The organism is Bradyrhizobium sp. C9 (genome assembly GCF_002532045.1).
Lineage (GTDB): Bacteria > Pseudomonadota > Alphaproteobacteria > Rhizobiales > Xanthobacteraceae > Bradyrhizobium.
Window position 1 is genome coordinate 317224 of sequence record NZ_NWTG01000005.1, and the last position, 12848, is coordinate 330071.

The following is a 12848-nucleotide window of genomic DNA, read 5'->3' on the forward strand; positions in this document are numbered from 1 at the left end:
GCCGCCGGGATCGAACCCGCACCGGCGGGAGCGCAATCGCCTACCCCCGTCCCACCGTACACTCAATCTGCCCATGGGGCTCGTCGGTGGGCAGGAACACGTCGTTGTTGTTGTCCAGTCCGAAGGCCGCAAGATTGATCGGGATGAAGTGCATGTTGGGGCAGGCCATGCTGATCTCCGATATCTCAGGGATCGCGGCAAGCGCCGCCTCGCCCATGCGGTAAAGACTGTCCTGCACGCTCCTGCTGTAGGTGGTCGAAAACACCTTCAGCAAGGTATCGAGGACCTTTGCATTCGCCGCCGGATAGCTCGCTGGCTTTGCGGACCACGTCCACGACGCAACCATGCTGGTTGCACAGATGCGATCCGCGGTCTCCGGGATCGTCGTGTAGCGATCCTTGACATAACTTTCCCAGCCAGATTGGGTCGACTTCAGAAATGCGAACCCATCGACGCCCGACGCCAGCGTCGACGCGCCATCCCGAGTCATCGTGACCTCTACCGTCGGACGGCCGTTGCCGTCGAGCACAAAGCTGTGCGGATGCGGCTTGCCGTCGAAACTCAGGCGGGTCCATCGGGTCTCGTGCGAAGTGAGCGCGACGGATGAAATCTGCGGATAGGTGTCGAGATATCTCCTCGCCAGCACCCGGCAAAACTCCTCGGCGCAAAGCCCGGTGTTTTCGCGCGCGACGACATTGACGATGTTCTTGATGGTGTCGGTCGAGACCGTCATCGTATTGTCGGCATCGGTATAGGTGCGGCCGAAATCGCCCTCGACCATCGCCTTGATGTTGAGCTGACTGACCTCCTGCCGTTCCCCGTCGCGGTGAATCCGCATCACGCGCACGCGGCCCTTTCCATATCTGTTCTTGATCAGCGGCACGTCAAAGCCTCCAGCCATGGCTCCGGGGCCGGCATCGCTTGCCGCCCATCGTGGCCAGTATTGAGCAACGTTTGTGCCATCGGCAAGCTCGCGCCACCCACCGCGTCATGGATAGACCAGGTCCGATCACCGGATGCGGCACCCGTGGTATGGCCGCGCTGCCGGAATCTTCACCATCCCTGCCGCTCCTTTCAGCAGTCATCAGCCGCTTGCGATTCTGTGGCTAGCTTCCGCGATAGGTCGCGTAACTCCATGGCGTCACGAGCAGCGGTACATGCAAATGGCCTTCGGGTTCGCAGACCGAAAAACGCAACGGTATCTTGTCCAGGAACGGCGGATTGGACAAGGGCACGCCACGCTTGGCGAAGTAGTCGCCGACCTCGAACAGCAGCTCGTATTGTCCTGCGGGAACCGGACGCCCGCCGATCAGGGGTTGATCGGTACGTCCGTCGGCGTTCGTCGAGGTCCGCGTCACCGTGCGGCTCGCGCCCAGTTCCGCGAGTTCGATCAGCTCGACCATAACCCCCGCTGCCGGCTTGCCGCTGTGAGTATCGAGCACATGGGTCGAAAGGCGCCCATGCACGGCGAGCCTGTCGTCGGCCGTCACCGTCTGGTCGAGCCTTAGCGCCGCGATGCGGCAGATCTCCTCTACGGAGTTCTGCATCTCGACATCGGCGTCGTTCGGCAGTCGGCGCGCGAAGTCACGCAGGATCGAATCCTTGGTGTGGCGGCGCACGCAGACGATGTAGGGGAAGCCGAACTTGGCGTGGTAGGCACTATTGACCCGTTGAAACGCGTCGTACTCCGCCTCGGACAGCCGATCGAGCCCCACGCTGTTCTGCTCCGCATTGGACTCGCTGGTGAGACCCGCCACACGCTGCGTCTTGTCGGCAAGATCGGGATGCGCCTTGATCAATGCCAATCGTAGTTCAGCCGGCGCCCGCTCGACGGCGGCTTTCATCGCCATGAACAATTGCGTGATGCCGGCATACGGCCGCTTCATCGAAACTTGCTCCGCAACCCAGGGCGAATGTTCGAAGACGTTGGCAAGAGCCGCGACAAAATCATCTCGGCTGGCGTTGTTGAGATCGGGCAATGTCGTCATGGGTCGTCCGATTGTCCATTCGATGGATGACGCTTCGACCTGGAGTGCGCTGGACTGCCGTCCAAGGTGATACGCGCCGCTGAGGCGTGCCGGTCCCCCTGCTAGCGCCGATCGTAAGACCAGCCGAACAATCCGGTCCGCTGCGTTTCCGGTTCGGGCGGCGGCGCAGCTTGCTTGGCCTCGGCCGCCGGCGCGGCGGCCGGTGGCGGCGGCACATCCTCGCATTTCATCGCGTAGACCAGTTCGCCCTTCGCGGTCCGGCCAATCGGAGCGCAAACATCCGCCGGCCCGGCCGTGCCTTTTGGAAGGGTCTTGGGTGTCGGCCGCGTCTCTGCCGATGCCGGGGAAACGGCCAACAGCATGACCAGTAGGATTTTCGTTCTCATCGGCTGCCTTCTTGGACGGTACGCTCGAGGATTGTTACTGGTTGGCGTCGGCAAACGATAAACCCTGCCAAAAATTTAGTCGCGCCCAATTATTTTGCGCACCGCATCGTGATTGTACCCACCCTGAGGAACGCCCCTGCAAGCACTATTTGCCCAGTAACGAGCCGCCGATATCACCGGCCATAGAGCGCAAGGGAGATACCCAGATGAGGACGCACGCTTACGCTGTCGCGACAGGTCTGTTGCTTGCATTGACCCTGCAGAGCGCTGCAGCCACAGAACGTCACCGCAGGCCCCAAGCTACACCGACATATCAACCGCAGGCACGTCCCGCCGACGCCTATGCAGCGTGGCAGCCTTCCAGGGCAAGCAGTCCCGCTCCGTCCTACTACACCGGTGGGTATTCAGCGCCGGCCGGACATTAGAACTAATCCCGGCCGGAGCCCTTCTCTTCGAGACCTGGTGCGAGCTGACAGCAGAGATTTTGCGATTGGTAGGACTACCGGACTCGACTATCGCGTACCGTAGGCACGGTCACCCGCATCGCCAAGGCCCGGCAGGATGAAGGCGTTTTCATCCAACCCTTCATCGATCGCGGCAAGCCAGATCGGCACATCCGGGTGAATGCCACGCATGCGCTCGACCCCTTCAGGCGCGGCGATCAGACTGACCAACCGGACGTCATTGGCACCGCGCTCTTTCAGCCGATCCACCGCCGCAACAGACAGATTGGCTGTCGCCAGCACCGGAGAAATCACGATCACGAGTCTCTCGTGCAGATCGCTCGGGGCTTTGAAGAAATACTCCACGGCCACGAATGTCTCGGGTTCGCGATAAAGGCCGATATGGGCGACGCGCGCAGTCGGCACGAGGTCGAGCATGCCCTCCGCAAAAGTAACGCCGGCACGCAGCACCGGCGCGAACACGAGCTTTTTGCCCGATATCTCCGGCGATTTCATTTTCGCCAGCGGCGTCTCGATATCGACATCGGTCAGCGGCAGATCGCGGGTCACCTCGTAACATAGCAGCATCCCGATCTCCTTGAGGAGTTCGCGAAACGACTTGGTCGAGGTATCCTTCTTGCGCAGCAGTGTCAGCTTGTGCTGCACCAGCGGGTGGCTAACGATCGTGACGCCTTCCATGTCGAGCCCCTGCCCTAAAATACCGTGCCGTCGCTGATAATTTTGATCGGAGGCGATCCGTCGGCGCGGCGTTCACGCGCCAGCCGTCGGCCCGCCGCCCAGGTTCCACCTTCGAGAATTTTCGCCAGCGGCAGAGCGGCTGCATCGAGCCCGAGGCGACGCCGCACATTGTCCGCGACGCGGTCGAGCAACGCCACCGTCAGCCCCCGCCACTCCACGACAAGCGGTGAAGCAACGTCATGCTCCCGGACCGCATCGCCGTCGTCGCGGAATATCAGCACGCCATTGTCGACGAAGAGGCCGCCGTTGCGATACTCGGCAAGGCCGGTCAGCCCGTCGATGTCGGTCACAGCAATGCCTGCATTCTGCAGCGGTTCGATCAGCGAGTAGGCCAACCATTGCGACAGCTTGTGCAGCGGCATGAGGTGGCTGGTCGCGTCTCCGGTCGTCAGCATCGGATGCTTCCAACAATCACCGAGTGCGATTCCGCCGAGTGTCAGCCGCGACGGCCAGATCAGCCCGAACTCCCTTAGCAGCTCCGACAATATCGTGGGCGCTGGAAGCTTACGATCGTCGGCCAGCGATGCCAGCCGGTCGAAGAGCCCGCCGGGCCGCGGTGTATCGAAGCGTCCGAAGACACCCGGCTTCGACGCCAGCAGCCGGCCGAGACTGCGCAACAAATTCACCCGGCCTTCAATGCCGACCAACGGATTGGTATCCGACACCTGCATGCCGCGCACGAGGTCCGTCACGGACAAATTCGCCAGCACATCGGCATCGGCCCGAAGCGGTTGTCGCGGATCCGACGAGAATGCGCCGCCGGCGAACATCGCAAGGCTGGCCAGTCCCAATCCCTCCGAACGGCCAATGGCCGATCCGCTCACCGGGTCGCTGTAACGCCATGACGGCCCGGCGCCGGCGTCCAGAAAGACGCTCACCATAGCCAGGTCGAATTCGGCACGAGCCCGTGTCGCGCGATCCGGCCATGCGATCCGGCTGGCCAGGTCCGCCCAGCGATCGACACCATTCACTGAAAAATGCCGCCAGCGCGAATGAAACGGCACGGCCAGCGAGGGATATGCCTCTCGCGTGGTCTGCACCACCAGTTCGGCCGTCGCGTCAATGCGGTCGAGGTGGACGCGGAAGTTCGGGAGCTGGTCCTCAAGGCCGATGGCAAGAAGCCGGTGCGCGCGCTCCCGTACCGCCCCGGCATTGAGCAATGACAGGGCCGCCGTCGCCTCGGACTTCACGGAGGACATGGCCGCGCTCAATATTTGTCGAGCGAACGGCCGACGAAGTCGCGCTGGGCGGGCTCGTCCGGCGCGTAGTAGCCGGCAGCCCTCTTCGCAACGATTTCGACCTGGGCATCCGCCGGTATCAGGTCGTCGGGGATCGGCACGCGTTCGACGACGTCGATGCCCTGGCTCACCAGCGCGTCATATTTCATGTCGCTCATGGAGACGAAGCGGTCGATGCGTTTCAGTCCGAGCCAGTGCACGACGTCCGGCATCAGCTGCTGGAATCGCGCGTCCTGGACGCCCGCAACGCATTCGGTGCGCTCAAAATACTGGGCGGCGGCATCACCGCCTTCCTGCCGCTTGCGCGCATTGTAGACCAGGAATTTGGTCACCTCACCGAGGGCGCGGCCTTCCTTGCGGTTGTAGATGATGATGCCGAGCCCGCCGGTCTGCCCGGCGCGCACGCATTCCTCGATGCCGTGCAGCAAGTATGGACGGCAAGTGCAGATGTCCGAGCCGAACACGTCGGAGCCATTGCATTCGTCATGCACGCGGCAAGTGATGCTGGTGCCGTGGTCCGGCAGTTTGGCGACATCGCCGAACAAATAGGCCGTGGTGCCGCCGATCGGCGGCAGGAACACATGGAGGTCAGGCCGAGTCACCAGCTCCGGAAACATGCCGGCCGTCTGTTCGAACAACTGCCGGCGCAGATTGCTTTCGGTCGTGGCGAAGCGCGCCGCGATTCCCGGGAGATACCAGACCGGGTCGATCGCGATCTTGACGACGGAAATGCTGCCACTCTCGTGAACGACAGCACCGTCGCGCTTGAGCCGACCGGCCGATATCGCGGCATGCAATTCCGGCAGATCGAGGCGGGCGCGGGTGATCGCAATGCTCGGACGGATATCGACGCCCTCCGCGATCTCTTTCGAGAACGCCTCTGCAGCCAGGTGCCCCCACGGATCAAGCGAGACGATCCGGTTCGGATCCGTCCATTGCGGGAATGGCCCAATCGTGGCGGCTGGTTGCGTGTTGGTCAGGTCCGGACGCCGGATCGGATCGAGCGCGCCCGACGAGACCGCCAGCGCGCGATAGATCGAATAGGAACCGCTATGGGTGCCGATGACGTTGCGTTGCTGCGGGCGTGAGACCGTCCCAATCACGGGCCCACGTTCACGCGCGGTGGCCGCTCCCCAATGAATCGGGAATTCAATCTTGGCGCCCGGCGCCGGATGGGACGTAATCCGAATATGATCGGTTCGATTAGAACGGGTCATCACGCACCAACAAATGTCGACTGCCGGCCGGGCGGACAAGCCCCCGTTGCCGGCAATCGAAGGATTCTCCAGTATGGCCGAATTACGCCTGAATACAACGGCCGTTTCGAACGGCCGTGGGCATTAACCTTAGGACCTACGACGCGATGATGACCCGTGCAGCCGTGCCCGCCTCTATTTGCCCGCGGGGCGAACGAAGCAGCACACGCGGCATGGGGCACGCTCCTTGCAACATCCCACGCGCCACCCCGGATAGAGCGATCTCATGACCAAGCAAAGCGTGAATCTCGTCAGTCACCCCCTGGTCCAGCACAAGCTCTCGCTGATGCGCGACAAGGATCGCTCAACCAAGGGCTTTCGCGAGCTTCTGAACGAGATCGGAATGCTCCTCTGCTACGAGGTCACCCGGGATCTGCCATTGGAGATGGTCGACATCAAGACGCCGGTCGCGGCAATGCAGGCGCCAAAAATCGCAGGCAAGAAGCTCACGCTGGCTCCGATCTTGCGGGCAGGTGTCGGCTTCCTCGACGGAATGCTGGCGCTCGTTCCGTCAGCGCGCGTTGCGCATATCGGCCTGTACCGCGACCCCGAAACGCTTCAGGCCGTGGAGTACTTCTTCAAAGCGCCGCAGGACGTCTCGGAGCGCATCGTGATCCTGTTGGACCCGATGCTGGCCACCGGAAATTCGGCCTGCGCCGCGGTCAGTCTGCTCAAATCGCGAGGTGCGCGAGACATTCGGTTCGTCTGCCTGCTCGCAGCCCCCGAGGGGATTGCCCGGTTTCAGGATGAATGTCCTGACGTCCCGATCTGGACAGCCGCTATCGACGAGAGACTGAATGATCACGGCTATATCGTGCCTGGCTTGGGCGATGCCGGCGACAGAATGTTCGGCACCAGGTAAGTGCGAGGCAGCGCCTTCGCAGTGAAGCGATCATCAATCGAAATTGGCGCGCGCATCGGCATCAGCAGCGCGCTCCTCAGCCGGATGAATTGGCCAATAGTCGAGCGATCACAGCCACCGGTCCGCCGCCAGGCGGACCCTGATGTTCGGCTCCGCCGGAAACATAGACGGCGCCGGTCCCCGACAAGCCACTGATCAATCCGCCTACCGCGGCGCGGGCGTGCCGGGTTGAGCTGATGTCGGTGTCTTCGAGCATGATGTGACGAAATCCGCGGATGCTCCCGCTTGGCGAGGCTTCCGCCTTGGCAAAGATGTTGACGAGCTCGCGGGCGGCCGTCGGCGGCGTGGAGCCGTGTTCAGTGTGCAGTCCCACGCTCTTCAACGCATCGATCACGGCCGTGGAATCGATTGCGTCGCGCATCACGGCGTGTCCTATTGCGAATGGCGCGGCTGACGATGCCGAATTGCCGAGCACAATGACCACATTATGCATCAGCTCGATGCCTGCCGACGTGGATGCGACCGACGAGAACAGATCGAACCGCCGAAGAACGTCTCTGTCCTCGATCCCGACTTCAATCTCGCCAAGCGCGACGCCTACGCCCAATGCCGATGCACCACGCGAATACGCCATCGAGCCGTATGCGCTGTTGGTCACGGTCTCGTTGCCCCGCGCCATCGCTGCCTCGATGCGATCGCTGGTCAGAAGCGGACACTTGATCTGAACAAAATGGACGTCCTGTGGATCGACGATCGCAGCTTCGGCCATGGCGGCCGTCACTGCCCTTGCCGTCTCCCTGACCTGCACGCCGCGCCCGATCTCCTCGGGCAGAAAATCCCGAGTATGCGCCATTCCGATGCTGAGGCGCTTCCCGGAAATGCCTTCGGACCCGCGATGCACGACATCGTCACGTGTGAAGACGGTGATATGTGGACTGAGCACACCTTCCGTACCACCCGACATCACAAACGCGATCCGTTGCTCAACGTGTTGCGATGGCAGATCAAGATAGGGAGCCAAGGCGGCACTCAGAGCTGAAACGGCATATTCTCGGGTGAAATCGTTGACACCACCATTGCCCTCAGTTTTGCCCAATATCGCGACGATCGACCCTGGATCGATTTTGCCTTGCTGGACCAGACTCAGTAGGCCGGAGACATCACCGGGCCCTTTGGTGGAAATGCGAACGACATTGACCGATTTTGTGCGCATGCTCTCCCCCTCGCCCACCCCGGCTCTCACCAAAGCATATGGCGCGCCATAACGTCCGCCGGCGCTTCGGCGTGCAGAACCCCTCTGATCGCCTCAAACTGGCTGTTGGCTAAGCAGTCATTTTCAGCATCGCCTCAACCGCTTGCAATCCTTGAGCAAAGTTGTGCAAGCCCGGCGACACGGCAACGGTCCCGGGTCCTGGTCGAAAGCCGCGCAGCCGACTTCGTCGAGCGGCGGGATTTGCCCAGTTTTTGTCTCGTGTGTCGCAATTTTTGGCACATCTGTTGCATTCCACGACGGATAGCGTGCCGGGGCGCCAAGCGTTGGGGCCCGGCAAGACGATGCGGAATGGTGCGGATGACGATAACGGCGGCGCTCGAACTGGTGCAACTGACGAAGATGTACGGCGGCGTCACCGCCGTTGACGCCATCAACCTCAAGATTCCGGCCGGCGCCTATTGTTGCCTGCTCGGGCCGTCCGGCTGCGGCAAGACATCCACGCTGCGCATGGTCGCCGGCCATGAATCGGTGACTTCAGGCGACATCCTTGTCGGTCCGAAGAATGTGACCAACCTGCCCCCTGCCGATCGAAGTACGGCGATGATGTTCCAGTCTTACGCGCTGTTCCCGCATCTCTCCGTTATCGACAATGTGGCGTTCGCCTTGAAAATGAAAGGCGTTGCCAAGGTTGCACGCCATGCCGAAGCCAGGAAGTTGCTGGAGCTCGTCGATATGCAGCCCTATGCGGCGAGGCTGCCGTCCCAGCTTTCCGGAGGCCAGCAGCAGCGCGTCGCGCTCGCGCGCGCGCTGATCACATCACCCCAGATCCTGCTGCTGGACGAGCCGCTTTCGGCACTCGATCCGTTCTTGCGACTGCGGATGCGGGCAGAATTGAAGAAGCTGCAGCGCGAGCTTGGGCTGACCTTTATCCATGTGACGCATGGCCAGGACGAGGCGATGGCCCTGGCCGATATCGTCGTTTTGATGAATGGCGGCCAGATCGAGCAGCAGGGTTCGCCGCGCGAGATCTTCAACCACCCCCGAACCGAGTTCACGGCGAGATTCATCGGCGGCCACAACGTCATTGCCGTGGGCCCCGAGACCTACGCCGTTCGGGTTGACAGGCTGATGCTGAAACGGCCGAACGAAGCGATCGCCGGTCCATCCATTGCAGGCGTCATCAGCGAGGTCGAATACCAGGGAACCTATGTCCGCGTCGTCATTGCGATCGAGGATCGATCCGAAATCTCGGCCCAAATCACGGAGACCCAATTCGACGCGGCCAACTACGCTGTTGGTGAACGCGTCCTCGCCACATGGGATCCGATACAGGCCCACCTCCTCAAGACCACCAGTTCAGTAACCGCGCGTTCGCCTGAAAAAGCGGCGTGATATCAGAGGGAGATCAACATGAGCAAATCTTCGAAATTGAACAGTCGCGTCAGCCGCCGGGCCGTGCTGAAGGGCGCGGCCGGCGTCGCCGGCATCGCGGCAGGCTCAGGCGCACTTACCGGATTTCCCTATGTCCATGCAGCCGATCCGAAAGTGCTGCGTTATCTCGGAACAGCAGTGAACGAAGGTGACGAGATCTCGAAGAAGTGTTTGGCAGATACCGGGATCAAGATCGAATACATCACGGCAACCACCGACGACGTGACCAAACGTGTGATCACCCAGCCCAACTCGTTCGATGTGCTGGATACGGAGTACTTCTCGCTGAAGAAGCTTGTGCCGTCGGGCAATATTTTCGCCCTCGACGCCAAGAAGATCAAGGAGTTCGACAATATCACGCCGGTGTTCACCAAGGGTCAATTGCCGAACGGCAAGAAGATCGGCGACCAGGGCACCGCACCGTGGAAGGTGCTCTATCTCGAGGGCGCGAACTCCAAGACGTTCTCCAAGACGCCGACCGAGTTCGTGACGCTGATCCCCACTGTCTATAACGCCGACACGCTTGGCATCCGGCCCGATCTGATCAAGCGGCCAATTTCATCGTGGACCGAATTGCTCAATCCCGAATTCAAGGGCAAGGCCTCGATCCTCAACATTCCGTCGATCGGAATCATGGATGCCGCGATGGTCGTCGAAGCCGGCGGTCAGCACACCTATGCCGACAAGGGCAACATGACGAAGGCCGAGATTGATCTCACCATGAAGATCATGACGGAGGCCAAGAAAGCTGGCCAGTTCCGCGCATTCTGGAAGGATTTCAACGAGTCCGTCAACCTGATGGCCTCGGGTGAAACCGTCATCCAGTCGATGTGGTCGCCCGCGGTCACCAAGGTGCGCTCGATGGGAATCGCCTGCACATTCCAGCCGCTCAAGGAAGGCTATCGCTCATGGGCGTCGGGGTTCTGCGTATCGAAGGCGGTTACGGGGCCAAAGCTCGACTGGGCCTATGAATTCGTGAACTGGTACTTATCGGGTTGGGCCGGCGCCTATCTCAACCGCCAGGGTTACTATTCGGCTGTACTGTCGACTGCGAAGGCCAACATGACGGCGGACGAATGGGGTTACTGGATGGAGGGCAAAGCCGCTGTCGGCGACATCAAGGCGCCCGACGGCACCATCCTCGAGAAGGCCGGCGCCACGCGCGACGGCGGATCCTACGATGACCGCATGGGCGCCGTCGCCTGCTGGAATGCGGTGATGGACGAGAACGACTACATGGTGCGCAAGTGGAATGAATTTATCGCCGCTTGATACAATCCAGAGGACTTGCCGGGCGACGCGCTCGGCAGGTCCTCCTTCGCCATTACTGCGATCGGCCGTTCAATGATGCAAGACCGCAAGACCTTCGTTGCGTGGCTTCAGGCCACACCGATGATGCTCGTTTTCGCGCTGTTCTTTCTGCTGCCGTTGCTGTTTGTGACGATTGTCAGCGCGTGGGACTACAATGAGTATGAGATGATTCCGGCGTTCAGCCTGCGTGGTTACAGCGATACGTTCGAGGGATGCATTGCCGATCTGCCAAATCTCTGCACCATCCTGAAGACCTATCTCAAGACCCTGAAGTTATGTTTGCTGACCTGGGTCCTCACCCTTCTGATCGGGTTTACGGTCGCCTATTTTCTTGCGTTCCACGTCCGGTCGAAGACTTGGCAGATCGTCCTCACCCTGCTCTGCACCATCCCGTTCTGGACGTCGAACGTCATCCGCATGATCGCGTGGATTCCGCTTCTCGGCCGGAATGGATTGGTCAACAGAGGCCTCGAGGGTGCCGGGTTGATCCACCAACCGGTGGAGTGGCTGCTGTTCTCGGAGTTTTCCGTCGTACTTGCCCTCGTGCACCTCTTCACATTCTTCATGGTGGTGCCGATCTTCAACTCGATGATCCGCATCGACAAGCGGTTGATCGAAGCCGCCTATGATGCCGGCGCCACCGGATGGCAGACCCTCGTGAACATCGTTATTCCTCTGGCAAAACCCGGAATCGTGATTGGCTCGATCTTCGTGATCACGATCGTGATGGGTGATTTTGTCACGATAGGGGTGATGGGCGGCCAACAGATTGCATCTGCAGGCAAGATCATCGAGGCCCGCCTGAACGCGCTGCAATTCCCGGCGGCCGCAGCCAATGCGGTCATCCTGCTCGGCATCACAATCCTGATCATTTCGGCGCTGACCCGAATCGTCGATGTTCGTAAGGAATTATGAGATGGGCGAGAAGCGACCGCGATCCTTCTATCTCCTCGCCGCATTTTTCACCGCCTACGTCCTGTTTCTCTATGGACCGATGTTTGCGATCTACATCCTGTCGTTTCAGGGACCCGATGGTGGCCTGACCTTTCCCATGAATGGCGTGTCCCTCGTGTGGTTCGGCAAGGTCTTCTCCGGTTCGGGCATCGTCGACATCGGAGCATCCTTCAAGCGATCGCTTCAGCTCGGCCTCGTCGTCATGGCGCTCACGGTCGTTCTCTCCGTGTCAGCGGGCATGGCCTTCCGGAGATCGTTCCGCGGCGCGACCTTCCTGTTTTATGTTGCCATCGCAAGCCTGATCATGCCGTCGATCATCACATCGCTTGGCATCGCCCTGGAATTCCGCCTGCTTGACGATTTCATCATCAAGAGCGGGGTCGGAGATTGGACAACGGCCATGGGCCTGTTTACGTCCGGCCTTGGCGCGCATTTGACCTGGACCTTGCCATTTGGCCTTCTGATCATGTTTGCGATCTTCAACCGGTTCGACAGCCGTCTCGAAGAGGCGGCACGCGACCTTGGCGCAACGCCGTGGCAGACATTTCGGCACGTTGTGCTGCCGATCATATTGCCGTCTGTCGTCGGTATCGGCCTGTTTGGATTTACCTTGTCCTGGGATGAACTTGCACGCTCAAGCCAGACCATCGGTTCCGTCAATACGTTACCGCTTGATTTGCAGGGCTTGACGACCACCGTTACAAAGCCAGATATCTATGCGCTTGGAACACTGACGAGTGCCGTTTCGTTTCTCGTCATTTTCCTGGCGCTGCTTGTCATACTTGTGCTTCAGGCCCGACAAAGGCGTCACGGATCGGATGCAGGCAAGGGAATGGTGTAGAATGGGGCTCCTGCGCGTCTCGATCGTCAGCCCGACACTGCCCCTGAGATGACGGCGAAGATTGGCCTGGTCAGCCGCGCCGTCGCGGCCCCGGAGATCATCGATCAACTTAAGCCAACGAAAGACAGGGAGACCCAAGCAAAACTGATCACACAGCGCTCCCTGC

General features: G+C 60.8%; 12 protein-coding genes. 5 read left to right on the forward strand and 7 right to left on the reverse strand.

Features of this window, described 5'->3' with window-relative positions:
• Positions 1 to 40 precede the first annotated feature (40 nt).
• From pucL to CO675_RS14375, 6 genes are all read right to left on the reverse strand, one after another.
• Positions 41 to 883 (reverse strand): factor-independent urate hydroxylase, encoded by an 843-nt coding sequence (gene pucL / locus CO675_RS14350; protein WP_198964600.1) that lies wholly within the window; start codon positions 881 to 883, stop codon positions 41 to 43.
• Positions 884 to 1106: 223 nt separating this feature from the next.
• Positions 1107 to 1988, reverse strand: coding sequence for a 2-oxo-4-hydroxy-4-carboxy-5-ureidoimidazoline decarboxylase (gene uraD / locus CO675_RS14355; RefSeq protein ID WP_097672547.1), 882 nt, complete (start codon positions 1986 to 1988; stop codon positions 1107 to 1109).
• Positions 1989 to 2089: 101 nt separating this feature from the next.
• Positions 2090 to 2374: a hypothetical protein gene (locus tag CO675_RS14360; RefSeq protein ID WP_097672548.1), complete on the reverse strand. Its 285-nt coding sequence runs from the start codon at positions 2372 to 2374 to the stop codon at positions 2090 to 2092.
• Positions 2375 to 2886: 512 nt separating this feature from the next.
• Complete coding sequence (gene upp / locus CO675_RS14365; protein WP_097672549.1) at positions 2887 to 3516, reverse strand: uracil phosphoribosyltransferase; 630 nt, start codon at positions 3514 to 3516, stop codon at positions 2887 to 2889.
• A 14-nt stretch (positions 3517 to 3530) separates the two neighbouring features.
• Positions 3531 to 4775, reverse strand: coding sequence for a URC4/urg3 family protein (locus tag CO675_RS14370; RefSeq protein WP_097672550.1), 1245 nt, complete (start codon positions 4773 to 4775; stop codon positions 3531 to 3533).
• A gap of 8 nt (positions 4776 to 4783) precedes the next feature.
• Positions 4784 to 6031 carry a GTP cyclohydrolase II gene (locus CO675_RS14375; RefSeq protein WP_097672551.1) on the reverse strand — a complete coding sequence of 416 codons (1248 nt, stop codon included), beginning with the start codon at positions 6029 to 6031 and terminating at the stop codon, positions 4784 to 4786.
• Between the two features lie 265 nt (positions 6032 to 6296).
• Here CO675_RS14375 and upp (CO675_RS14380) point away from each other — a divergent pair, with 265 nt between their 5' ends.
• A complete protein-coding gene (gene upp, locus CO675_RS14380; protein WP_097672552.1) occupies positions 6297 to 6932 on the forward strand; it encodes a uracil phosphoribosyltransferase in 636 nt (211 codons plus the stop codon).
• Between the two features lie 76 nt (positions 6933 to 7008).
• On the opposite strand, the gene atzD is transcribed toward upp (CO675_RS14380), so the two are convergent.
• On the reverse strand, positions 7009 to 8145 hold the full coding sequence (atzD, locus tag CO675_RS14385; protein ID WP_097672553.1) for a cyanuric acid amidohydrolase: 1137 nt from the start codon (positions 8143 to 8145) through the stop codon (positions 7009 to 7011).
• Between the two features lie 357 nt (positions 8146 to 8502).
• Here atzD and CO675_RS14390 point away from each other — a divergent pair, with 357 nt between their 5' ends.
• From CO675_RS14390 to CO675_RS14405, 4 genes are all read left to right on the forward strand, one after another.
• The gene (locus CO675_RS14390) at positions 8503 to 9537 is read left to right on the forward strand and encodes an ABC transporter ATP-binding protein (protein WP_097672676.1); all 1035 of its coding nucleotides are present in this window, start codon (positions 8503 to 8505) and stop codon (positions 9535 to 9537) included.
• An 18-nt stretch (positions 9538 to 9555) separates the two neighbouring features.
• Complete coding sequence (locus tag CO675_RS14395; protein ID WP_097672554.1) at positions 9556 to 10848, forward strand: ABC transporter substrate-binding protein; 1293 nt, start codon at positions 9556 to 9558, stop codon at positions 10846 to 10848.
• Positions 10849 to 10920: 72 nt separating this feature from the next.
• Positions 10921 to 11802: an ABC transporter permease gene (locus CO675_RS14400; protein WP_097672677.1), complete on the forward strand. Its 882-nt coding sequence runs from the start codon at positions 10921 to 10923 to the stop codon at positions 11800 to 11802.
• Position 11803: 1 nt separating this feature from the next.
• Complete coding sequence (locus tag CO675_RS14405) at positions 11804 to 12682, forward strand: ABC transporter permease (protein ID WP_097672555.1); 879 nt, start codon at positions 11804 to 11806, stop codon at positions 12680 to 12682.
• The last annotated feature ends 166 nt before the right edge of the window (positions 12683 to 12848 follow it).